This is a genomic window from Nocardioides eburneus, assembly GCF_040838215.1.
Taxonomy (GTDB): domain Bacteria; phylum Actinomycetota; class Actinomycetes; order Propionibacteriales; family Nocardioidaceae; genus Nocardioides; species Nocardioides eburneus.
Genome location: NZ_JBFPJR010000014.1, coordinates 1 through 22,974, shown reverse-complemented (window position 1 = coordinate 22,974; position 22,974 = coordinate 1). Strand labels below are relative to the sequence as shown.

21 protein-coding genes are annotated in these 22,974 nt (G+C 70.6%); 11 read left to right on the top strand and 10 right to left on the bottom strand.

The annotated features are described in order from the left end of the window. Nucleotides 1-124: 124 nt before the first annotated feature. Genes nth through AB3X52_RS09745 form a run of 4 tightly spaced genes read left to right on the top strand, consistent with a single transcriptional unit; the run spans nt 125 to nt 3,319 of the window. The gene (gene nth / locus AB3X52_RS09760) at nt 125-841 is read left to right on the top strand and encodes an endonuclease III (protein WP_367993731.1); all 717 of its coding nucleotides are present in this window, start codon (nt 125-127) and stop codon (nt 839-841) included. After that, nucleotides 841-1,431, top strand: a complete 591-nt coding sequence (locus tag AB3X52_RS09755; RefSeq protein WP_367993729.1) for a TlpA family protein disulfide reductase — start codon at nt 841-843, stop codon at nt 1,429-1,431. The genes nth and AB3X52_RS09755 overlap by 1 nt, the downstream gene beginning before the upstream one ends. Next, a complete protein-coding gene (locus AB3X52_RS09750) occupies nt 1,428-2,141 on the top strand; it encodes an NUDIX hydrolase (RefSeq protein ID WP_367993727.1) in 714 nt (237 codons plus the stop codon). Before AB3X52_RS09755 ends, AB3X52_RS09750 begins: the two co-directional genes overlap by 4 nt. Continuing rightward, the gene (locus AB3X52_RS09745; RefSeq protein ID WP_367993725.1) at nt 2,138-3,319 is read left to right on the top strand and encodes a MarP family serine protease; all 1,182 of its coding nucleotides are present in this window, start codon (nt 2,138-2,140) and stop codon (nt 3,317-3,319) included. The genes AB3X52_RS09750 and AB3X52_RS09745 overlap by 4 nt, the downstream gene beginning before the upstream one ends. Nucleotides 3,320-3,337: 18 nt before the next feature. On the opposite strand, the gene AB3X52_RS09740 is transcribed toward AB3X52_RS09745, so the two are convergent. The 8 genes from AB3X52_RS09740 to AB3X52_RS09705 form a co-directional block, all read right to left on the bottom strand. Continuing rightward, on the bottom strand, nt 3,338-3,745 hold the full coding sequence (locus AB3X52_RS09740) for a phage holin family protein (protein ID WP_367993723.1): 408 nt from the start codon (nt 3,743-3,745) through the stop codon (nt 3,338-3,340). Nucleotides 3,746-3,798: 53 nt separating this feature from the next. Next, a complete protein-coding gene (gene nhaA / locus AB3X52_RS09735; protein ID WP_367993721.1) occupies nt 3,799-5,106 on the bottom strand; it encodes a Na+/H+ antiporter NhaA in 1,308 nt (435 codons plus the stop codon). 201 nt (nt 5,107-5,307) lie between these two features. Further along, on the bottom strand, nt 5,308-7,311 hold the full coding sequence (gene acs / locus AB3X52_RS09730; protein ID WP_367993719.1) for an acetate--CoA ligase: 2,004 nt from the start codon (nt 7,309-7,311) through the stop codon (nt 5,308-5,310). Between the two features lie 119 nt (nt 7,312-7,430). Further along, complete coding sequence (locus tag AB3X52_RS09725; RefSeq protein ID WP_367993717.1) at nt 7,431-8,051, bottom strand: acetate uptake transporter; 621 nt, start codon at nt 8,049-8,051, stop codon at nt 7,431-7,433. Between the two features lie 216 nt (nt 8,052-8,267). After that, a complete protein-coding gene (locus tag AB3X52_RS09720; protein WP_367993716.1) occupies nt 8,268-9,806 on the bottom strand; it encodes a sodium/solute symporter in 1,539 nt (512 codons plus the stop codon). A gap of 10 nt (nt 9,807-9,816) precedes the next feature. Beyond that, nucleotides 9,817-10,245 (bottom strand): DUF485 domain-containing protein, encoded by a 429-nt coding sequence (locus tag AB3X52_RS09715; RefSeq protein ID WP_367993714.1) that lies wholly within the window; start codon nt 10,243-10,245, stop codon nt 9,817-9,819. Further along, nucleotides 10,242-11,060: a LytR/AlgR family response regulator transcription factor gene (locus AB3X52_RS09710; RefSeq protein ID WP_367993712.1), complete on the bottom strand. Its 819-nt coding sequence runs from the start codon at nt 11,058-11,060 to the stop codon at nt 10,242-10,244. Before AB3X52_RS09710 ends, AB3X52_RS09715 begins: the two co-directional genes overlap by 4 nt. Next, entirely contained in the window at nt 11,057-12,172 is a 1,116-nt protein-coding gene (locus AB3X52_RS09705) for a sensor histidine kinase (protein ID WP_367993710.1), read from the bottom strand. Before AB3X52_RS09705 ends, AB3X52_RS09710 begins: the two co-directional genes overlap by 4 nt. A 231-nt stretch (nt 12,173-12,403) precedes the next feature. Here AB3X52_RS09705 and AB3X52_RS09700 point away from each other — a divergent pair, with 231 nt between their 5' ends. Next, nucleotides 12,404-13,870, top strand: coding sequence for an alkaline phosphatase PhoX (locus AB3X52_RS09700; protein WP_367993708.1), 1,467 nt, complete (start codon nt 12,404-12,406; stop codon nt 13,868-13,870). 143 nt (nt 13,871-14,013) lie between these two features. On the opposite strand, the gene AB3X52_RS09695 is transcribed toward AB3X52_RS09700, so the two are convergent. Continuing rightward, nucleotides 14,014-14,283, bottom strand: a complete 270-nt coding sequence (locus tag AB3X52_RS09695) for a hypothetical protein (protein ID WP_367993706.1) — start codon at nt 14,281-14,283, stop codon at nt 14,014-14,016. 52 nt (nt 14,284-14,335) lie between these two features. Beyond that, nucleotides 14,336-14,971 carry a hypothetical protein gene (locus tag AB3X52_RS09690; protein WP_367993704.1) on the bottom strand — a complete coding sequence of 212 codons (636 nt, stop codon included), beginning with the start codon at nt 14,969-14,971 and terminating at the stop codon, nt 14,336-14,338. 194 nt (nt 14,972-15,165) lie between these two features. On the opposite strand from AB3X52_RS09690, the gene AB3X52_RS09685 reads away from it, so the two are divergent. The 6 genes from AB3X52_RS09685 to AB3X52_RS09660 all read left to right on the top strand — a co-directional run bounded on the left by AB3X52_RS09685 (nt 15,166) and on the right by AB3X52_RS09660 (nt 22,611). Beyond that, nucleotides 15,166-17,115 carry a hypothetical protein gene (locus AB3X52_RS09685; RefSeq protein WP_367993702.1) on the top strand — a complete coding sequence of 650 codons (1,950 nt, stop codon included), beginning with the start codon at nt 15,166-15,168 and terminating at the stop codon, nt 17,113-17,115. A gap of 1 nt (nt 17,116) precedes the next feature. Then, nucleotides 17,117-18,706 carry a class I SAM-dependent DNA methyltransferase gene (locus AB3X52_RS09680; protein ID WP_367993700.1) on the top strand — a complete coding sequence of 530 codons (1,590 nt, stop codon included), beginning with the start codon at nt 17,117-17,119 and terminating at the stop codon, nt 18,704-18,706. Next, a complete protein-coding gene (locus AB3X52_RS09675) occupies nt 18,699-19,892 on the top strand; it encodes a restriction endonuclease subunit S (RefSeq protein ID WP_367993698.1) in 1,194 nt (397 codons plus the stop codon). Before AB3X52_RS09680 ends, AB3X52_RS09675 begins: the two co-directional genes overlap by 8 nt. 1 nt (nt 19,893) lies before the next feature. Further along, nucleotides 19,894-20,925: a 5'-nucleotidase gene (locus AB3X52_RS09670; RefSeq protein ID WP_367993696.1), complete on the top strand. Its 1,032-nt coding sequence runs from the start codon at nt 19,894-19,896 to the stop codon at nt 20,923-20,925. After that, nucleotides 20,894-21,346 carry a hypothetical protein gene (locus AB3X52_RS09665; RefSeq protein ID WP_367993694.1) on the top strand — a complete coding sequence of 151 codons (453 nt, stop codon included), beginning with the start codon at nt 20,894-20,896 and terminating at the stop codon, nt 21,344-21,346. Before AB3X52_RS09670 ends, AB3X52_RS09665 begins: the two co-directional genes overlap by 32 nt. Before the next feature lie 242 nt (nt 21,347-21,588). Continuing rightward, the gene (locus tag AB3X52_RS09660) at nt 21,589-22,611 is read left to right on the top strand and encodes a DUF2510 domain-containing protein (RefSeq protein ID WP_367993692.1); all 1,023 of its coding nucleotides are present in this window, start codon (nt 21,589-21,591) and stop codon (nt 22,609-22,611) included. The last annotated feature ends 363 nt before the right edge of the window (nt 22,612-22,974 follow it).

Sequence of the window (22,974 nt, the reverse complement as noted above, 5' to 3'; positions counted from 1 at the left end):
GCACGCCGGAATCATGCCTGAGGGGCGGTCGACGGCCGTGTCGGACCGGCTCGTTCGCACCCGCGCGCCGCTGCCGTGGGCCGCTGATCCGAGGCCTGTCGGCGGCCGCACGTACGCTAGGCGCGTGCCTGATCGCGTGACTGCCGCCGAGACCCGCCTCGGTCTGGTCCGCCGTGCCCGCAGGATCGACCGGATCCTGGGCGAGACCTATCCCGACGCCAAGGCGGAGCTCGACTTCACCAACCCGTTCGAGTGCCTCGTCGTCACGGTGCTCTCCGCGCAGACCACCGACAAGCGGGTCAACCTCGCCAGCCCGGCGATCTTCGCCGCCTATCCCGACGCCAAGGCGATGGCCGCGGCCGACCGCGACGTGCTGGAGAAGCTGGTCGGGCCGCTCGGCTTCTTCCGCGCCAAGACCGACGCGCTGCTGCGGCTCAGCGCCGCCCTCGTGGAGGAGTACGACGGCGAGGTGCCCGCGAAGCTCGAGGCGCTCGTGAAGCTGCCGGGCGTGGGGCGCAAGACCGCCAACGTCGTCCTCGGCAACGCCTTCGGGCTGCCCGGGATCACCGTCGACACCCACTTCGGCCGGCTCGCCCGCCGCTTCGGCTGGACCGAGCAGACCGATCCGGTCAAGGTCGAGCACGAGGTCGGCGCCCTCTTCCCCAAGCGGGACTGGACCATGCTCAGCCACCACCTGATCTGGCACGGGCGACGCAGGTGCCACGCGCAGAAGCCCGCCTGCGGAGCCTGTCCGGTGGCGCGGTTGTGTCCGTCGTACGGCACCGGTCCGACGGACCCCGAGGTGGCGGCGAAGCTGGTCCGGACGGAGGGCCGCAACTGATGCGTCGTGTGCTCGTCGCCGCCGTGGTCGCGCTCCTGGCGCTCTCCGGCTGCAGTGCGAAGGACGTGGTCAAGGCGCCGTCGGCCGATATCGACGTCGCTACGCCCGACATGGTCGCGATGAAGGCGAAGTCCGACATCGAGCCCTGTCCCGCGCCCGAGACCAAGGATGGCGGCCTGCCGGCGAAGACCGTGCGCTGCCTCGGCGGTGGCCGCTCGGTCGACCTTTCGACGCTCAAGGGCCCGCTGGTCCTCAACTTCTGGAACTCGCCGTGTGTCGAGTGCCAGAAGGAGTCACCGGCGCTGGCGAAGTTCTACCGCGACTACGGCCGGCGCATTCCGGTCCTGGGTGTCGACGCCGTCGACGGCTATCCCGGCATCGCGCTCCGGAAGGCGATCGGCTGGGGGATCACCTACCCGATCGTCGCCGACCCTCTCGGTGACCTCCAGGGGACCAAGCTGAGCGTCCGCGGAGTGCCGACCTTCTTCTTCCTCCATGCGGACGGCAGCCTGACGGCCGAGGCGGGCGGCAAGAAGAACGAGGCGCAGATCGTCGCGATGGTCGAGAAGCAGTTCGGGATCCAGCTGTGACGTCGTCGGACGGGCCGGGCGCGCCGGAGCCGCCCGAGGACCTGCCCGCGTGGCTGCGGCCGGTCGTGGCGGCGGCCGCGACCATCCAGGGCGAGGACCTCACGGCCTTCCTTCCGCCGGACGACGGCAGCGTGCGCGAGTCCGCCGTCCTCATGCTGTTCGGCGAGGGGCCCGACGGGCCCGATCTGCTGCTCACCGAGCGGTCCCACACGATGCGCTCCCACCCCGGCCAGGTCTCCTTCCCCGGTGGGTCGCTCGACCCGGGCGAGACGCCCGTGCAGGCGGCGCTCCGCGAGGCGCAGGAGGAGACCGGTCTCGATCCGGCGGGCGTCGCCGTCATCGGCCAGCTGCCGCAGCTCCATCTCCCGGCCAGCAACTTCGCGGTCACGCCCGTCCTCGGCTGGTGGCGTGACACCAGCCCGGTGTCGGTCGCGTCGCTCGAGGAGGTCCACGCGGTCTACCGCGCGCCGATCGCCGAGCTCCTCGACCCGGCCCACCGGATCCGGGTGAGATCGCCCCGGACGTCGTGGCTGATGCCAGGATTCCTCATCGGACCCGACAAGGACGTCATCCTGTGGGGCTTCACCGGCGGCATCGTGGCACGCTTCTTCGGTTACCTCGGGTGGCTTCAGGAGGTGCCGGACGCTCCTGTGACCGAGCTGCCCGACTACATGCTGCAGGGACGAGAGAGGAGAGCCCACCCGGAGTGAGCCTCAACCTCCTCGACTGGATCCTGGTCGTCCTCGTCCTCGCCTATGCGCTCTCGGGCTACTGGCAGGGCTTCGTCACCGGGGCGTTCGCCACCGCCGGGTTGCTGCTCGGCGGTCTTCTCGGTGTGTGGGTCGCGCCGAAGGCGCTCGGCAACGCGACGCCGTCGGTCTGGGTCTCGCTCGGGGCGCTCTTCATCGTCATCCTGGCCGCCTCGCTGGGGCAGGCCCTGATGCAGTACGCCGGCGCCCGGGTGCGCGACAAGATCACCTGGCAACCGGCGCGGGTGCTCGACGCACTCGGGGGCGCCGTGCTGAGCGCCGCCGCGGTGCTGATCGTGGCGTGGGCGCTCGGTGTCGCCGTGTCCGGCTCCAACATCTCCGGGCTGACGCAGGTGGTGCGTGGCTCGACCGTGCTCGCGAAGGTCAACCAGGTGCTGCCCGCCCGGGCGGGCAGCACCCTCTCGGCGTTCAACAACGTCGTGGGCGCGAGCTTCTTCCCGCGCTATCTTGAGCCCTTCGCGCCCGAGCGCATCGTCCAGGTCGCGCCGGGCCCGGCGGGCCTGCGGACCGACCCCGACGTCGTACGCGCCGGGCAGAGCGTGGTCAAGGTCCGCGGCGCCAACGCGTGCGGGCGGGGCGTCGAGGGCAGCGGGTTCGTCATCGCCGACCACTACCTCATGACCAACGCCCACGTCGTCGCTGGAGTGAGCCACCCCAGCGTGATCGTCGGCGACGACGAGCGCAGCGCGACGGTGGTCTACTACGACCCCGACACCGACATCGCCGTGCTCTCCTTCGACAGCCAGGGTCTGACACCGCTCCGCTTCGACACGCACGCGAAGGCGCGCCAGGCGATCGCGATCCTCGGCTACCCCGAGGACGGCCCCTACGACGTCCAGTCGGGCCGCATCCGCTCGTCCCAGCGGCTCCGGTCGCCCGACATCTATGGCGACGGGACGGTCATCCGCGAGGTCTACTCCCTGCGCGGCCTCATCCGACCCGGCAACTCCGGCGGTCCGATCGTCGACGCGGACGGCGAGGTCGCCGGCGTCGTCTTCGCCGCCTCCGTCACCGACGCCGACACCGGCTACGCCCTCACCGCCGACCAGGTCGACGACATCGCGCACACCGCCGTCGGCCGCACCACCGCCGTCTCCACCGAGGGCTGCGCCGCCTGACGGCCGCTGCGGGGTGGGTCAGGCCTTGCCCTTGAGCGCCTTGGGGATCTCGCGACCCTGGGCGATCGCGCGCTCGGGGGCCTTGACCTTCTTGACCTTCTTGATGCCGACGAAGGCGAGCAGGCCCGCGAGGACGACGTAGAGGCCGAAGACGATCAGGAAGCACCACCACAGCTCGAGGCCGGCCCAGTGGATGAAGTAGGCGATCGAGACGGACAGCATGATGACGGCCAGGACCAGCAGGAAGCCGGCGGCGGCGAAGAGCGCCGCGCCGATGCCGCCGTTGGTGACGCTGACCTTCAGCTCGCGCTTGGCGAGCTGGATCTCCTTCGAGATCAGGGTGGAGATGTCCCGGCTCGCGTCGGCGACGAGGCGACCGATGGTCGGATCGGTGTCCTGCGGGGCCTTCACGGGTTCGGTGGCCATGGGCGTCCTTCGTCGTCGGGTACGTCGGTCATGTGGGGGGTCCGGTGCAGACCTTACCGATCCCAGTCGTTCTCGAAGACGTCCGGAACCCCGTCCCGGTCGACATCGAGGGTCTCCAGCGCCTCGATCCGGCGGTAGACCCGGTTGCGGGCGCGGAGCACGATGGCGGCCACGGTGGCGGCGAGCACCGACCCGAGCAGTACCCCGACCTTGACGTGCGCATCCCGCGCCGACCCGGTGCCGAAGGCGAGCTCGCCGATCAACAGGGAGACGGTGAAGCCGACGCCGGCGAGCATCGCCATGCCGAGGACGTCCCACCAGGAGAGCTCGTCGTCGAGGTCCGCGCGCGTGAACGTGGCCAGCAGCCAGGTCGATCCGGCGATCCCGCTCGTCTTGCCGACGACGAGCCCGAGGACGACACCGATCGTGACGGGGTCCTGCAGCGCCCGGCCGATGCCGTGCCAGCCGCCGAGCGTCACCCCGGCGGCGAAGAACGCGAAGACCGGCACCGCGACGCCGGCCGACAGCGGTCGGACGAGATGCTCGAGGTGCTCAGCGAGCCCGCGGCCGGGGCCGCCGTCGCGCCGCAGGACGGGCACGGTGAACCCGAGTACGACGCCGGCGACCGTCGCGTGGACACCGCTCGCGTGCACGAGGGCCCACGCGGCCAGCGCGAGCGGCACGAGCAGCCAGGGAGAGTAGACGCGGCGCTGGACGAGGGTGCCGAACACGGCGATGGGCACGAGGGCCAGCAGCAGCCACCCCAGGTGGAGCCGGTCGGTGTAGAAGAGCGCGATGATGGTGATCGCGAGGAGGTCGTCGACGACCGCGAGGGTGAGGAGGAAGGTCCGCAACCCGGTCGGCAGGTGGGTGCTGATGACGGCCAGGATGGCCACCGCGAAGGCGATGTCGGTGGCGGTCGGGATGGCCCAGCCGCCCGGTGCCCCGTCGGCCGCCAGCGTGTTGACGAGCGCGTAGAGCACGGCCGGCATCGCCATCCCTCCGACGGCGGCCGCCACGGGGAGCGCCGCCCGGCGCGGGTCGCGCAGGTCGCCGGCGACGAACTCCCGCTTCAGCTCCAGACCGGCGACGAAGAAGAAGATCGCGAGCAGGCCGTCGGAGGCCCAGCCGGCCAGCGAGAGGTGGAGGTCGAGCGAGGCCGGCCCAAGCTGCCAGTCGCGCAGGTGGTCGTAGGCCGAGCTCCACGGCGTGTTCGCCCAGACGACGGCGACGACGGCGCCGGCGATGAGCAGCAGGCCGCCGGTCGTCTCGGCCCGGAGCGCCTCGGCGATGCGGGCCGCCTCCGGCCAGGAGCCGCGCGAGAACAGCCGTCCGCGGGCCGAGCGGGTGGGGGTCGTCATCACCGGGAGCCTCCAAGGGTCGTCGTACATCTCGCCGACCAGACTTCCCGGCACACCACAGGCAACCCTACCGACCGGCCTGATGCCGAGTCGCGCTAGTGCGCCCCGAACAACCGCCGAGTCGGCGCACAAGGTGACCATGTGCGCCGACTCGGCGGTCTCTGCGGATCGAGTCGGCGTCCATGGACGCCGACTCGCCTCTCAGTCTTCGGTGGACTGCGCCTTGCCGGCCGAGATGAGCTCCATGATGGAGCTGTCGGCCAGGGTGGTGGTGTCACCGACGGCGCGGTGCTCGGCGACGTCGCGCAGCAGCCGGCGCATGATCTTGCCCGAGCGGGTCTTGGGCAGCTCGGGGACGATCATGATCTGGCGCGGCTTCGCGATCGGGCCGATCTCCTTGCGGACGTGGTCGGAGAGGACCTTCGCGATGTCCTCGCCCCCGTCCGCCCCGAGATCCTGGACGGCGTCCTCCCGCAGGATGACGTAGGCGACGACCGCCTGGCCGGTGTCGGCGTCGGTGGCACCCACCACGGCTGCCTCGGCGACGTAGGGGTGGGAGACCAGGGCCGACTCGATCTCGGTCGTGGACAGGCGGTGTCCGGAGACGTTCATGACGTCGTCGACGCGGCCCAGGACCCACAGGTCGCCGTCCTCGTCCTTCTTCGCCCCGTCGCCGGCGAAGTAGTAGCCCTGATCCTTGAACCGGGCCCAGTAGGTGTCGACGTAGCGCTGGTCGTCGCCCCAGATGGTGCGCAGCATCGCGGGCCAGGGCTGGGTGAGGACGAGATAGCCACCGGAGCCCTTCGGCACCGCCGCCCCCTCGTCGTTGACGACCTCGGCGCCGATCGCGGGCAGCGGCGTCATCGCCGAGCCGGGCTTGCCGGCGGTCACGCCGGGCAGCGGACTGATCATGATCATCCCGGTCTCGGTCTGCCACCAGGTGTCGACGACCGGGGTGCGGCCGCCGCCGACGACCTCGCGGTACCACACGTAGGCCTCGGGGTTGATCGGCTCACCGACCGACCCGAGCAGACGCAGCGAGGACAGGTCGCGGGCGTCGGGGATCTCGCGGCCCTGCTTCATGAAGGAGCGGATCGCGGTCGGGGCGGTGTAGAAGATCGTCACCTTGTGCTGCTCGATGACGTCCCACCAGCGGCCGCGCTCGGGGAAGTCCGGGGTGCCCTCGTAGAGCACCTGGGTGGCGCCGTTGGCCAGCGGTCCGTAGACGATGTAGCTGTGGCCGGTGATCCAGCCGATATCGGCCGAGCACCAGTAGACGTCGGTCTCCGGCTTGAGGTCGAAGACCTCCCAGTGCGTGTAGGACGTCCCGACGAGGTAGCCGCCGGTGGTGTGCAGGATGCCCTTCGGCTTGCCCGTCGTGCCGGAGGTGTACATCACGAAGAGCGGATGCTCGGCGTCGAAGGCCTCCGGGGTGTGCTCGGGCGAGGCCGACGCCACCACGTCGTGCCACCACACGTCGACGGCGTCGTCCCAGTCGACCTCCTGCCCGGTCCGGCGTACGACGAGCACCTTCTCCACCTGGTGGCCGTTCTTGGCCGCGATGGAGCGGGCCTCGTCGACCGCGGGCTTGAGCGAGGAGGGTGCGCCGCGCCGGTAGCCGCCGTCGGAGGTGATGACCACCATGGCGCCACAGTCCTCGATGCGGGAGGCCAGCGCCTCGGCGGAGAAGCCGCCGAAGACGACGGTGTGGGGCGCGCCGATGCGGGCGCAGGCGAGCATCGCGATGACCGCCTCGGGGATCATCGGCATGTAGATCGCGACCCGGTCACCGGTCTCGACCCCGAGATCGGTGAGCGCGTTGGCGGCCCGGCTGACCTCGTCCTTGAGGTCGGCGTAGGTCAGGTCGCGGGTGTCCTCGAGCGGCTCGCCGACCCAGTGGATCGCGATCCGGTCGCCGTGGCCGGCCTCGACGTGCCGGTCGACGCAGTTGTAGGCCGCGTTGAGCCGGCCGCCGACGAACCACTTGGCGAACGGCGGGTTGTCCCAGTCGAGGACGCGGTCCCACTTCTGGGACCAGGTGAGCCGCTCGGCGGCCTTGGCCCAGAAGGCGTCGCGGTCGGCCTCGGCCTCGGCGTAGGCCTCGGCCGTCACGTTGGCATGCGCGGCCAGCTCGGCCGGGGGCTCGAACCTACGGTTCTCGTGGAGCAGGTTCGAGAGGGTCCCAGAGGATGGGTCAGTACTCACGTGCGATCACTTCCCGTGCAGTCTCGATGCAGGTTGACGGTGGATACCGTGGCCTACGCCACACTAGGGCCGTCGGGCCCAGTGTGGCGCAGGCGGGGTTGGGCAGCGGTTGAGGCGGCTCAGGCGCGCGGTCCGACCGGCAGCACCTGGCGCTTGAACGTGAACGCGGTGACGCCGGCGAACGACGTGTACCAGGCCGCCAGTGCGGTCAGGATGCCGAGATAGCCGCCGACCTTGATCCAGTTCGACGACTCCTTGTCGAACCAGCCGATGGCCAGGACCAGGAAGGTGATCGTCAGGAGGACGAAGACCGACAGGACGGCGCCCGAGACCCGGGTTGCGGCGACCGTCATGTAGGCCGTGAAGATGGTCCAGCCGAGGAGATAGACCCCGACGACCTTGTAGCCCTCGGGACCGAGGTTGCCCAGGTCCTTCTCGGCCAGCCACCAGAACGACACCCAGAACCCGCCGTAGGAGCAGAACGCGGTGGCGCCGAAGGTGTTGCCCTTGGCGAACTCCCACAGTCCGGCGGCGAACTGGCCGATGCCGCCGTAGGCGAGAGCGAGGCCGAGGGCGCCGCCGACGAGGCTCTGCGGGACGAAGTCCGCGTTGACGGTGCTGAGGACGAAGGTGGTCAGCGCGAAGGCCGCGAGGCCGAGCGGGGCCGGATCGGCGATGTGCGCCCCGGGAAGGGGCCGGGACATGGGCGCCTCGCGGGGCGCTGTCTCATGGGTGGTCATGTTTGCTCCTTCTCAACGCAGGACGACATGGCTCCGGTGGTCCGGGGCATCACGACGCTACGGACGTCACATCAGCCCCACCAGAGCCGGCGGCGGCGCCGTCGCCGGGCGGCGTACGCCGTGCGATGTGTGCTACGTCACATGCGACGAGCGGTCGTTCTACTGCGACGAACGCGTGACGCGCGTCACGTCGCGCAGCGGATGATCCGCCGTCGCTCAGGTCTGGTCCAGCGCGCCCCGGGCGCGGAAGCCGCTCCGGTCGACCTGCACGGCCTCGGGGGCGTGCAGCCTGACCATGGTGCGGGCCAGCCGCGGCGGCCGGTGCCCGCGGGTGGCGAGCGAGACGCCCACCATGGCCACGAAGGCGAGCGGCACGGTCACCATCGCGGGCTGGGCGAGCACCGCGCCGGCCAGCCCGTCTCCGTCGGCCCCGGCCATGACCGCGAGCACGGCCGCGGTGGAGAGACCGCCGCCCACGACCATGCCGCACACCGCGCCGACGGCGGTGAGGCCCCGCCACCAGATGCCGAGCAGGAGCAGCGGGCAGAACGTCGAGGCCGCGACCGCGAACGCGAGCTCGACGGCGTGCGCCACGGCCAGACCGGTGGTGAGCAGGGTGAGCACCAGTGTGCCGAGCGCGGCGGCGACCGCGGCCAGCCGGAAGGCGGTCACGGGCGGGAAGCGCCGCCCGAGGATGTCCTGGCCGAGCACGCCGGCGATCGAGAGGACGAGCCCGGAGGACGTCGAGAGGAACGCCGCGAACGCGCCCGCGCCGAGGACGGCCGTGAGGAGGTCGGCGGTCATGCCACCGAGCAGGCGGTGGGGGAGGTCGAGGACCACCAGGTCGGTGGTGTCGGTGCTGTCGCTCGCCGAGAGTCCGGGCAGGTGGCGGTGGCCGAGGGCGCCGTACACCGGCGGGAGGAGGTAGAAGAGGCTCAGCAGCATGAGGACCGACACCGTCGTACGCCGGGCGGCGTGGCCGTCGCGGTTGGTGTAGAAGCGCACGGCCACGTGGGGCAGCCCCATGGTGCCGAGGAACGTCGCGAGCATCAGCGAGTAGGTGAGGTAGAGGCTGTACGGGCCCTGCATGGGCTCCAGCCAGTCGCTGCGGGCGAGGCGGGCGTGGGCGCCGGCGGCGCCGCCGTGCAGGTGCACGAGCAGGAAGGCGAGCGGCATGAGGAGGCAGGCCAGCTTGATCCAGTACTGCACGGCCTGCACGAGCGTGATGCTGCGCATCCCGCCGGCGGCGACGCCGAGCAGCACGAGGACCGCGACCATGCCCGAGCCGAGCCAGTCCGGGGCGCCGGTGAGCGTGCGCAGCGTGAGGCCGGCGCCACGGAACTGCGGCAGCAGGTAGAGCACGCAGATCAGGACGACGAGCCCGCTGGCGACTCCGCGCGCGGCCTGCGACTCGAGCCGGAACTCGGCGAAGTCGGGCAACGTGTAGGCGCGCGAACGACGCAGCGGCGCGGCCACGAAGAGGAGCAGCAGGAGATAGCCGGCGGTGTAGCCGACCGGGTACCACAGCATGTCGGGGCCGCGGGTCGCCACGAGCCCTGCGACGCCGAGGAAGGAGGCGGCGGAGAGGTACTCGCCACTGATCGCCGCCGCGTTGGTCGCCGGTCGCACGGTTCGGCTGGCGACGTAGAAGTCGCTCGTCGTGCGCGAGAACCGCAGCCCGAACGCCCCGACCGCGAGCGTCAGCATCGCGACCAGGCACACCGCGGTCACCGCGAGCGCGGCCCCGGCGCTCATCGGCCCGGCCTCATCGCGGCCCGACGAGGTCGTGGAAGTTGCGCTCGTTGCGCTCCGCGCGGCGGACGTAGGCGACGGCGAGCGCGATCAGCACGGGGTAGCAGCCGGCGCCGAGCAGGATCCAGACCACGGGCACGCCCCAGACCTCGACCCGGCGCAGCCACGGGATCGTCGCGAGCAGGACCGGCAGCAGCCCGATGGTGAGCACGAGCAGTGTCGTGATGCCGAGCGCGAGCCGCAGCTGGCTGCGCATGAGCGACCGCATGTAGACGGCGCCCACCTCGGTCTGCGCGTCGATCTCCGAGACGACGGTCGTACGCCGGCTGCGGGCTGTCGCGGGCGCGGTGACCCGCACCCGGACCGGTGGCGCCTGGCCGGCCGGCGGCGCCTGGCCCGGGAGCTCGCCGGGATGATCCGCCGGTGGGCGGGTGGTGCTCACGGCTCGGCCCGCCGGGTGCGCCGCAGCTGCTCGCGCAGCGCGGGGGTGTGCCGTCGGCTCACCTGCAGCTCGCGGCCGGCGACGACCACCGCGACCCGGCCGTCGTCCTCGCGGATCTCCTCGACGTGGGGGAGCGCGACGAGGAGTGAGCGGTGGATGCGCAGGAAGCCGGCGTCGCGCCAGCGGTCCTCCAGGGAGCTGATCGGCAGCCGCACGAGATGGCTGCCCTGCGCGGTGTGCAGTCGGGAGTAGTCGCCCTGCGCCTCGACGTACTGAACCTCGGAGCGGGCGACGAGGCGCGTCACGCCGCCGAGCTCGACGGCGATGGTGTCGTCCCCGGCCGGGCGCTGCTCCGCGCCGGTCTCGCTGATCCGGCGGACCGCCTCGCGCAGCCGCTCCTCGCGGACCGGCTTGAGGAGGTAGTCCACGGCGTTGAGGTCGAACGCGTCGACGGCGTGCTCCGCGTGGGCGGTGACGAAGACGATCGCGGGTGCGCGGGCGAACCGGGCGAGGACGGCGGCGAGGTCGAGGCCGGTCAGCCCGGGCATCGCGATGTCGAGGAAGACGGCGTCCACGTCGACCTCGCGCAGGATCCGGAGCGCCTCCGTGGAGGAGTCGGAGGTGAGGATCTCGCCGACTCGGCCGTCGCTGCGCAGCAGGAACGCGAGCTCGTCGAGCGCGGGACGCTCGTCGTCGACGACGAGGAGGCGCAGCGGCTCGTGGCCGGTCCGGCGCGGCGGGGCGCCGGCGGAGGCCGGGATCGGCTGGCTGGTCGGCTGGCCGCCGGTCGCCGGCTGGCCGGTCTGGCTCGTCATGGTCGCACCCCCGCGGCATACTTCGGCACCCGGACCGTCACCTTCGTGCCGGCCCCGGGCGCGGTGTCCACGACGAGACCGTAGTCGTCCCCGAACGTCGAGCGGAGCCGCTCATCGACGTTGGCGAGTCCGACCGAGTCCATCGAGGTGTCCCCGGCGAGGGCGCGCCGGATCCGCTCCGGGGACTCGCCGACGCCGTCGTCCTCGATCGTGATGAGCGCATCCCGGTCGAGGTCGCGCGCGACGATCGTGACGGTGCCGCCCTCGGACTTGGCGGAGAGTCCGTGGCGGACGGCGTTCTCCACCAGCGGCTGGAGGCTGAGCACCGGGATCGTCACGGGGAGCACCTCGGGCGCGATCCGCAGGGTGACGCCCAGCCGGTCGCCGAACCGGGCCTGCTCGAGCACGAGGTAGCGCTGGATCGAGCGGAGCTCCTCCTCGAGGGTGGTGTAGTCCCCGAGCCGGCGGAAGGAGTAGCGGGTGAAGTCGGCGAAGTCGAGCAGCAGCTCGCGGGCGCGGGTGGGGTCGGTGCGCACGAAGCTGGCGATCGCGGTCAGGCTGTTGTAGATGAAGTGTGGGCTGATCTGGGCGCGCAGCGCGCGGACCTCCGCCTCCATGAGCCGGGAGCGGGAGCTCTCGAGCTCGCTCAGCTCGAGCTGACCCGACACCCAGCGGGCGAGCTCCGTCGTCGCCCGGACCAGCACCGCTGAGGCGCCCGGCGTCAGCACGAGGAGGGTCCCGACCACCCGGTCCTCGATCGTCAGCGGGGACACGACCGCCTGCCGGATGCCGCAGCGCGGGTCGCTGCAGCTGAAGTCGTCGTGGTCGACCACCGTCGTCGTCCCCTCCGCGACGCCGCGCTTGGCCAGGTCGGGTACGTCGCGCTGGTGCTGGGCCTCGCCGCCGTCCCACGCGAGCAGCGACTCGGGGTCGGTGAGCGCCACCGCCGGGGCCGCGACCAGCGAGCGCAGGTGTCTCACCGACTGCTCGGCGGACGCCAGGCTCAGCCCGTTGCGCAGCGCGCCGGTCATGAGCGAGGCCGTGTGGAGCGTCCGGAAGGTCACCCGGTCCGCTTCCGTGCCCAGGTGACTGCGGCGCCAGGGTCGGATCATCGGCTCCTCTTCGGGGCGAGACGTGCGCCAGGCCACTTTATCGGCTCGGGCGCGCTCGAGGCGGTGCGCGCGCGGACGTGACCATCAACGCTGCATTCATAGCCGAACTACGGGTCAACGTCCCTTCCTCCGCGGGTCGGCGAGCCGTCACGTGCGCGGGTACCCGGTGTTCGGCCGGCACCGATTGGCTGGCGCTCCCGAGATCCCCCGACTCCCAGGAGCCCATCCCTCATGACTGCCACTCGTCGATCGCTCATCGCCGGCGGTGCCGCCGGTGTCGGTCTCGCCGTCGCCGGCGCCGTACCCTCGCTGGCCGAGGCCAGCCCCGCCGGCCGGTTCCGTCCCGGCGCGGCCGCACGGCCGAACACGTCGTCCAACCCGATGTTCCCGCCCCTGGTCGACGACCCGAAGGGCCTTCTCGCCCTGCCGGCCGGCTTCCGCTACGCCATCGTCACCAGCGCCGGTGAGACGACGCTGAAGGAGGGTCCCAAGACGCCGTCCAACCACGACGGCACGGCGGTCTTCAGCGACGGCCGCGGACGCTACAAGCTGATCCAGAACCACGAGCTGGGCGCCGGCTCCGCGCTCGGCGTGCCGCACGTGCACGGCACCGTCTATGACCCCGGCGCCCTCGACGCCGGCGGCTGCACGGTCATCACCACCGACGCGCAGGGCCGCAACCTCGGCGAGTTCGTCGGCATCTCCGGTACGTCGACCAACTGCGCCGGTGGCCCGACGCCGTGGGGCACGTGGCTCACCTGCGAGGAGACCGAGGACAAGGCCGGCAAGGCGTGGAGCGGCAACGGCAGGAGCGGCACCTACGAGAAGGACCACGGCTACGTCTTCGAGGTCTTCCACGACGGCCGGAAGCTACCGAAGCCGATCAAGGCGCTCGGCCGGTTCGCGCACGAGGCACTCGCGATCGACCACCGCCAGCAGCACGTCTTCCTCTCCGAGGACGCCTCCGGCCCGAACGGCCTCTTCTATCGCTGGACCGCGCCGCGCGGGTTCACGATGGGGCCGGGCCTCGCCAGCCGCCTGGGTGATGACGACGGCACCCTCGCGGCGATGCAGATCCTCATGCCCGACGGCTCGGTGCTGCCCGACGTCGCCTACCTCACCTCCGCGCAGCTCGGCCGGCCGTTCCCGGTGCGGTGGAAGGCCGTCCCCGACCGCCTCGCCACCACGACCTCCACCCGCAAGCAGTTCGCCGACGGCGAGGTCACCCGCGGGAAGAAGTTCGAGGGCGTCTGGGGGACCGACAAGGGCGTGTACGTCGTCAACTCCTTCGCCTTCGCGGAGTCCGACCTCCCGGCGGACGCGGTGCCGCACGACGGGATGGTCTGGTTCTACGACTACGCCGACGAGACGATCCGGCTGGTCGCCTACTTCCCGCACCAGGAGAGCGCCGAGACCGGCGCCGCCGCGAGGTATGACGATCTCGTCTTCGACGGTCCCGACAACGTGACCGTCACCCCGTGGGGCTCGCTCGTCCTCGCCGAGGACGGCAAGGGTGCCTCGCACGTGCTCGCCGCCACGCCGTACGGGCCGACCCAGGCGATCGCCCGCAACCAGCTCAACGACTCCGAGTTCACCGGCCCGACGTTCTCCGCCGACGGCAAGGTGCTCTTCGTCAACATGCAGACGCCCGGCTACACCTTCGCCATCACCGGGCCGTGGGAGAAGTATCTCGGCTGACCCGGCCCGACGTACGACGGCCGGCGACGGTGAACCCGTCGCCGGCCGTCGCCGTTCGGAGGCGTCCCCACGAGCCTCCGTGGGGCGGTGGGCGTCCGGTGCCCACGCCCCGAGCTCATCACCAGCTCGGCAACGCAGCCTGGTCAGGTCCGCTTCGCGAGCCGGTAGATGCCGTAGATGACCGCCAGCAGGAAGTCGACGACGCACCAGAAGACCACGATCAGCACGACGCCGATCCCGGTGCCGACGTCCTGGGCGTCGGCGCACTGCTGGTGGGTGAGCGACCCGCAGTCGGAGTAGTCGTGGCCGCCGGTGGCGCCGGTGATGATCCAGATCACGAAGAGCGCCTGGACGGCGAGGAAGAACCAGAGGAAGACGCGGCGCTTCTTGCGGGGCTGGGTGGTGTCGGTCATGGGAGATTCCTTCGTTCGGTCGGTCGGTCGTGTCGAAGACGTGGGGGCGAGGTCAGCTCTGCGAGCCCGCGCCGGGCTCGTCGGCGAGTCCGCCGGCGAGCATCGCGGCGTACGCCTCGTCGAGGTCGTCGCTCGCGTCGGCCCAGCCGGAGAAGTCGACGTCGGTGTCGGCGTCGCAGTCCCAGTCGCTGTAGAGGCACTCGTTCCAGTCGGACTCGATGCCGGCATAGATGGTCAGCGCCCGGTCGGCGAGGTCGTACGCCGAGTCGCACTCGCTGCTCAACTCGGAGGTGACGACGTCGTTCCCCTCGGCGCTGGCCTCGCGGACCGCGTCGCCGTAGTCGGCCTCGTTCATGCCGACGTCGAGCTTGGCGTCGATGTCGCGGAGGTCCGCGACGAAGTCGCCGATCTGACGGCGGCAGGTGGTGATGGCGCGCTTGTGCGCGGCCTCGGCGTCGGCGGCGGCCTGCTCGCGGTGCTGGTGCCGGACGGCGGTGGTGACGCCCCACCCGGCTCCCGCGAGGATGAGTACGCCGCCGGCGACGGCCGCAACAAGGACGGTCCGCCGACGTCGGGACCTGCGCGGCGGCGCTGGTGGCGGCGGGAAGAGCGGTCGAGGGTGCTGATACCAGCTCATGGGCGCGTCGGGGGCGCTCTCCTTCCCGGGTTCGGGAGGTGGTGTGGTCATGGGGACTCCTTCGTCGACACCGGTCTTCCGGTGACTCGCAACGCCGTCTGCGTCGGTGAAGGAAGCCTGACCCCGCGGCGGCGCATGGCTGAAGCGAGGACGCTGTTAAGCAGGCTTAACAGCGAAACGAGCGGCATGCGCTGCTTGTGCTCACTACAGTGACGGGCACAGGAGCGAGGTGAGAGGAGAGCGCGGTGGCCCAGGCGGCGACGCTGACCATGCAGGACATCGCTGCGCTCGCTCACGTCACCCGGCCGGCGGTCTCGATGTGGCGCCGTCGCTCCCGTGTCCGGGGACGTGAGATCCCCTTCCCGCCGCCGGTCTCGGTGGTCGACCGCATCGAGCGCTTCGACCGGGATGCGGTCGTCCGGTGGCTCGAGGAGACCGGGCGTGGCAACAACGCGGAGCACGCCATGGACGCGCCCGCGCTCTCGGCTCCGCTCGACGCCGATCGCGACGTCCTCCTCACCCTGCTCGCGCTCCAGGTGCTCAGCGGCGAGCAGCTCGAGGGGCAGACGAGCGACGGACTCGTCGCGCTCGCCGAGCGGGTCGACCCCGACGATCGGCTCCTGCTGCGCGAGATCCGGGCGTGGGAGGCAAGGCCGGCGCTGCTCGCTTACGTCGACGAGCTGGTCGAGGCGTCGTACGGTCCGCGCGACGCCCTGTCCAGGCTCGACTCCGGCCGGCTGCGGCGCGACGCACAGACGCGCGGCCTCGCCGACGAGGCGGCCAGGACCGTGGCGGCCGTGCTGGAAGGCTGCCGCGTCCACCTCGGTGACGGGCTCGGGCTCGCGGTGAGCGGAACCCACCGTGAGCTGGCGGACGCGCTTCCCGACTACGCCTGGGTGCTTCCGGACGGCGACGACGCCGAGGCCCGGCGCCTGCGTCGCCGTGCGCTGCTGACGGAGCGCGAGGTGGCCGAGCCCGGCGCTGTCGCGGGGGTCCTCCGGCTGGCCTCCGTCGTCGGGCTCGATGACGGGGAGGACCTGCGGCTGGTCGACGAGACGGCCCTCGAGCTCGGTCCGCCAGACGCCGCGGTCGTCCTCGGGCCGGCCTCCCTGCTCTGTGACCGCCTCACCGGCGACGCGGAGCGCGACCGCGCCCAGACCCTGCGGTCGGCCCGGCTGGTGTTCGCCGCGCGGCTCCCTCGTGGCCTGTGGAAGGCCGCGCCCCGCCAGAGCCTGGCGGTGTGGGTGATGTCGGGCGGGGTCACCACCCAGCGGTTCAAGGTCGCCGACCTCGCCGGGGTCGAGCTTGACCGGAGCGATCTCACCTCCGACGTCGTCGGCGCCCTGGAGCTCAGCGAGAGCCGGGCTTTCCGCTATGCGCGCAACGCCGACCTCGCCCCGGTCCTCGCCGGCGGGGTCGTCGTGCCCCGGGGTGTGCGGGCGCCGCAGCTGGGCACCGCCAGGACCACCGACCACGTCGACCGCGTCCGGGCGGCGACCCTGGCGACGAGCAGTCCGCTCGATGGCTACGACGTCCTCGTCGAGGAGGCGCCCGGGGCCGTCGTACTCTCCCGGCGCTCGCTCGGCGAGCTCCGGTCAGCCGGGCAGCTCGAGCTCAAGCGCGGCAGCCGGATCGATGCCGAGCATGCCGATCCGGCCGGCACGGTGCGGGTCGTCTCCGCCGCCGACCCGGCCGGTGACGGCGGGTTGCGGCTCGACCCGTTCGATGCCGAGCGGCACTACGGTCGGGCGATGCGCACCGAGCCGGGGGACGTCGTCTTCGCCGAGCGTCCGCATCCGTGCGCGCACGTCGACGAGATCGGCGGCGCGATCGTCGCCTCACCGTCGCGGATCCTCCGGCTCACCCGCACCGCGCCGATCGGGCCGCACGCGCTCGCGGCGGTCATCAACCAGCAGGAGTCGGGCGAGTGGGCGACCTGGGCGGTGCCCGTCCTTCCGGCCGGCGAGACCGGTCCACTGGATGCCGCGCTGGCCGGGATCGACGTCTATCTCGCCGAGCTGGAGCGCCGCGTCGCCGCCGCTCGTGAGCTCCGCGCGGCCCTCCTCGACGGCGTCGCGAACGGCACCGTCACACTCGACCTCACCGACCCGACCGGCAGCCCGACCGGCAGCCCGACCGGCAGCCCGACCAGCCGCCCGACCCGACACCCGACCAGCGACCAGAGAGCAGGCTGACATGCCCCCGCGGAAGAAGAGCACGGCGCCCGACGCGCCCTCGACGATGAAGGAGCTCAAGGACACGCTGTGGAAGGCGGCCGACAAGCTCCGCGGCTCGCTCTCGGCGAGTCAATACAAGGACGTCATCCTCGGGCTGGTCTTCCTCAAGTACGTCTCCGACGCCTACGACGAGCGCCGTACGGCGATCCGCGCCGACCTGCTCGCCGAGGGGTACGACGACGAGCAGATCGCCGACCTCATCGACGATCCGGAGGAATACCAGGGCTACGGCGTCTTCGTCGTCCCGCCGCAGGCGCGCTGGACCTTCCTCGCCGAGAACGCCAAGGGCAGGCCGGCCGTCGGGGAGGAGCCGGCGCGGACGATCGGGTCGCTGGTCGACGAGGCGATGGACGCGGTCATGAAGGAGAACCCGTCGCTCTCCGGCACCCTGCCGCGGCTCTACAACCGTGACAACATCGACCAGCGCCGCCTCGGCGAGCTGATCGACCTCTTCAACAGCGCGCGCTTCTCCCGTCAGGGCGAGCATCGGGCGCGGGACCTGATGGGGGAGGTCTATGAATACTTCCTCGGCGCCTTCGCCCGTGCCGAGGGCAAGCGGGGCGGCGAGTTCTTCACGCCGCCGTCGGTGGTCCGGGTGATCGTCGAGGTGCTCGAGCCGGACCACGGCCGGGTCTACGACCCGTGCTGCGGGTCGGGCGGCATGTTCGTCCAGGCGGAGAAGTTCATCGAGTCCCACGACGGTGACCCGACCAAGATCGCGGTCTACGGCCAGGAGGCCAACGAGGAGACCTGGCGGATGGCGAAGATGAACCTCGCCATCCACGGGATCGACAACAAGGGGCTCGGCGCCCGCTGGGGCGACACGTTCGCGCGCGACATCCACCCCGACGTGCAGGTGGACTTCGTGATGGCGAACCCGCCGTTCAACATCAAGGACTGGGCCCGCAACACCGAGGACCCGCGCTGGAAGTACGGCGTACCTCCCGCCACCAACGCCAACTACGCCTGGATCCAGCACATCATCTCCAAGCTGGCCCCGGGCGGCCAGGCCGGCGTCGTCATGGCGAACGGCTCGATGTCGTCGAACTCCAACGGCGAGGGCGATATCCGCGCCCAGATCGTCGAGGCCGACCTCGTCTCCTGCATGGTCGCGCTGCCCACCCAGCTCTTCCGCTCGACCGGCATCCCGGTCTGCCTCTGGTTCTTCGCCAAGGACAAGGGGTCGCGCGCCGGCGAGGTCCTCTTCGTGGATGCGCGGGACCTGGGCTACATGGTCGACCGCGCCGAGCGCGCACTCTCGGACGAGGACATCGCCCGGATCGGCTCGACCTATCACGCCTGGTTCGGCGGTGGGGAGGAGTACGCCGACGTGCCCGGCTTCTGCAAGTCGGCGACTCTGGCGGAGATCAAGGCCGCGGACTATGCGTTGACGCCGGGGCGATACGTCGGCGCGCCCGAAGTCGAGGACGACGGCGAGCCGATCGATCAGAAGATCGCCCGGCTGCGCGGGGAGTTGCTGGCTGCCTTCGATGAGTCCGCGCGGCTGGAGAAGGTTGTGCGGCAGCAGTTGGAGCGGCTCGATGGGTGAGTGGACCACTGCGTCGGTTGAGGACGTCGCAGCTCGTGACCCGCGTGCGATTGCTATTGGACCGTTCGGGTCCGCAATGAAGGCTGACGTCTATACGCCTACCGGTATGCCTGTCGTGCGGGGCCAAGACATTCGCGAGGGGAAGGCTCTCGACACAAGTGATCGCGTCTTCGTTCCGGATTCGATAGTCAACAAGTTCGCGGCCTGCGTGGTGCGCAAGGGTGACCTCGTCTTTCCGCACCGCGGTGCTATCGGACGCGTGGGCATCGTTGGTGACGAGGAACTCATGCTGTCGTCCAGCATGATGAAACTCAGTGTCGATCGAAGTCGTATGGATCCCCTGTTTGTGTTCTACTACTTCCGCGGCCCGGGCAAGCCGGAGTTGCTGGCCCGCACGTCGACGGTGGGGACTCCAGGCATCGCACAGCCCCTATCCTCGCTGCGCAGTATCCCAATCCGCTTTCCTTCGCTTGAGGAACAGCGAGCCATCGCCGAGGCCCTGGGCGCCCTCGACGACAAGATCGCGGCCAACGACCGCGTGATCACGGCCGCGGACGAGATGATGGTGGTGCTTGCGTCGTCGTCGCCGCGGACAGTTTCGGTGCTGGAACTCGCCGACCATCGGACGAAGTCGGTCAAACCAGAGACCTTCGACGCCGAGGTGGCGCACTTCAGCCTGCCCGCGTTCGACGATGGGCAGATTCCTGCGACCGACGACGCTGGCTCGATCAAGAGCAACAAGTTCGCTCTAACTGATCCGTGCGTTCTGATCTCGAAGCTCAACCCGAGGATCCCCCGCATCTGGGACGTGCCAGTCGTGCCGAGGCAGATGGCCGTGGCCTCGACGGAGTTCGTCATGCTGGTGCCACGGACCACCTCGACGAGCGCGCTTTGGGCAGCCCTCAAGACGCCAGCGGTCTCAGCTGCGCTCCAAGGTCTCGTTGCTGGCACATCGGGTAGCCACCAGCGGGTCAAGCCGGCCGAGCTCCTCGCGCTTTCGGTTCCGGACCCGCGTGCGCTGCCGGCCGACGTCCAGGACCAACTCGCGAATCTCGGCAGTGCGGTCAACGCACTTCGTAGCGAGAAGGTCCGCCTCGCGGCGACCCGCGACGAGCTCCTGCCGCTGCTGATGTCGGGCAAGCTCCGCGTGAAGGATGCCGAGCAGGTCGCGGGCGAGGTGAGCTGACGTGGCGTACAACCTCGACGACCGATTGGTCATCGGCGTCGCTTCGAGTGCCTTGTTCGACCTGGCGGAGTCCGACGCGTACTTCCGGGAGCATGGTGAAGAGGCCTATCGCCGCTACCAGGAAGAGCGCATTGATGACGCCCTTCGTCCGGGCGTCGCGTTTCCTTTCACCAGGCGTCTGCTTGGGCTCAACGACTTGCGCCCGGATGATCCTTTGGTCGAGGTGATCGTGCTGTCGCGCAACGACCCGAACACCGGCCTGAGGGTGATGCGTTCGATCGAACGACACAAGTTGCCGATGACACGAGCCGTCTTCACGCAAGGACGCTCGCCACACAAGTTCATCGGGGCTTTGTCGATGTCCCTCTTCCTGTCGGGGAATGGCGCAGACGTCGTGGAGGCCATTCGGGCGGGATTCCCGGCAGGTCACGTTCTGAGGTCAGCGGCCGAGTATGACGAGGATGATCCGTCGCTGGTTGTTGCGTTCGACTTCGACGGAGTGCTCTCGGACGACGGCTCCGAGCGGGTCTATGAGGAGTCCGGTATTGAGAAGTACATGGAGCACGAAGCGAGTCATAAGGACGAGCCGCTCGCTCCCGGCCCGCTCCAGCCGCTGCTCAAGGACTTGAACAGGATCCAGAAGCTGGAGGAGCGCCGAAAGCTCGACGACGCGTCGTACGAGCCTCGGCTGCGCATCGCGTTGGTCACCGCCAGGAACGCCCCCGCCCACGAGCGCGCGATCCATTCGATGCGCGAGTGGGATGTGAACGTCAACGACGCGTTCTTCCTCGGCGGCATCGAGAAGGCGAAGGTGCTCGAGGTGCTGCGGCCGCACATCTTCTTCGACGACCAGACCAGTCACCTCGACACTGCCGTGGAATCGATCGCCGGCGTGCATATCCCGTACGGGGTGGCGTACGAGGTGGCGGCGAAGGAGCGGGTGGATATTGCGGTGCCCGCGGCGGTCGCGATCGAGTTGGCAGATGAGGAGAGGGCCGGAGTTGGGGAAGTCGAAGATCCAGAACGAGCGTGAGGTGCTCCGCTGGTTCGAGGAAGGGCGGACCTACGAGTGGATGGTTCGGACCTACCGGCAGAAGTACAACATCGAGACCACGATCTCGATGTGGGGCAACTTCCGTCGGCGTCGGGGACTCGACCGCCGGATCACCTGGGACGACGAGTTGATCCCGTGGAAGATCAAGCCCGAGCACAACCATGACTATCCGATCCTGATGCTCCGGAAGGAGGCGCGCCGGCGGGCTGGGTTCCCCCTGCCGGACGGCGTGGACGGCGAGGTGGACGCCTGGCTCCGAGGGATGCAACGTGACGGGACGGTCCTGCACTACGACCCCACGGCCAAGAAGGGCTGGTGCTATGTCCCGCGCCGGAGCGGCGTGGACACTGACATCATCCGGAAGCCGACCCGACCGACGGGCAAGCGCAAGTCGACGTGACAGTGCGCAGGTGAAGGACGCCGGGGCAGCCGCGGGGCTGACCACGTCGCGGTCGCCACGGTCGTCGGCCGGCGTGTCGAGGCCGGTGATGATCGCCAGCGCGGGCAGTTCACGCCCGGAGGAAGGTCAGGTCCTTCGTTGGCTGCCCGGTGACTGATCGGCGTCACCGGCGTATGCCGGAACCGGCTGCTGAGTGGCGTCGGTCACGCCATACTTCCGCCAGAGCGGAAGGGGATGACCAGATGTTCAACCGGACGGACAGAGGCGCCGCGGCGACCGGGCTCGTGGAGTTCTCGCTGTGGGGGCAGAAGTGGCCGAGCGTCGAGGTGGCGGGGGAGAGTCATCACTCCGCCGAGATCGGCGCGCTGTTCGCGCAGCCGGTGCCGGAGACGGGCACCGAGGCGACGTACGTCGCGCACCTCGTGCCCGAGCCGACCAACCGGTATGACCCCAACGCCGTCCAGGTCGTCATCAAGGGCAACCTCGTCGGCTACCTGCCGAAGGAGAGCGCCGGCCGCTACCAGCAAGCACTCCTCGCGCTTCGGGGGCGCGGGCTCGTGGCGACGGTCGAGGCGCGGGTCTGGGCTCGTCCAGAAGTCGAATACGGCTATGACCGGCGTGGGAATCCTGTCGAGCGGCGTACCGGACACCTCCACGCCCGCGTCACGCTGGCGCTTGCCGAGCCGCACTTGATCCTGCCGCTGAACGCTGCGCCGAGCGGGGTCGAGATCCCTGTCGGGCGCGCCGTCAAGCTGGCAGCGACCGCATCGGGGCCAGAGGCGTGCGCGCCCTGGCTTCGGCCCGAGGGCGAAGGCTGGGTCCACGTGACCCTGCATCGGATCGAGGAGGCGCTGGCACGGTCGACCAGACAGCTCGTCGAGGTCTGCATCGACGGTGTGGCCGCTGGACGGATGACGCCCGCGATGAGTGAGCACTTCCTGCCCTTGATCGACCAGCTCGAGGAGCGCGGCCTCGGCTGCGTGGCCCGGGCGGTCGTCAAGGGCAACCGGGTGAAGGCGGAGGTGTCCGTCCATGCGGCGAAGGCAAGTGAGCTCTCGGCGGCCTGGTTGGAGGAGCATGTCTACGCCGTCCCGGTACGCCGGGTGGTGGCTGCGCCGCCTCTGGAGCCGACGCCGCATGCAGATGACGCATCAGCCGTACCCGCCGACGGGCGTCCGGCAGGGTGGTACGACGACCCCGAGGGCATGGCGCCGCTGAGGTACTGGGACGGGTCGAGCTGGACGGCGCGGATCAAGATGCGGTGACGCCGGCGCTCCGGGTCGTGAGGCGGACTGTCCGGCGCTGGCAGTGCTCGGTAGCAGGTCTTGCCATGATCGGGGCGCGATGGCATCCCGGGCGAGCGCGGCAGCGGCGGGGCTGACCAGGTCGCGGTCACGACGGTCGTCGGCCGGCGTGGCGAGGCCGGCGAGGATCGCCAGCACGGGATGAGGCGTGACAAAGCGGTGGAAAGGGCCTGGACCGCTGGTTCGAACGCGTGTACGGTTGTGGTACGGCCATCAGGTGATGAGGCGGTCCGGCCCCTGTGGGGTTGGGTAGCCGTCGAAGCCCGGCCGAGACGGAACGGTTTCGTGATAGTCCGGGGATACCGGGCCTCCCTACGTCGCATC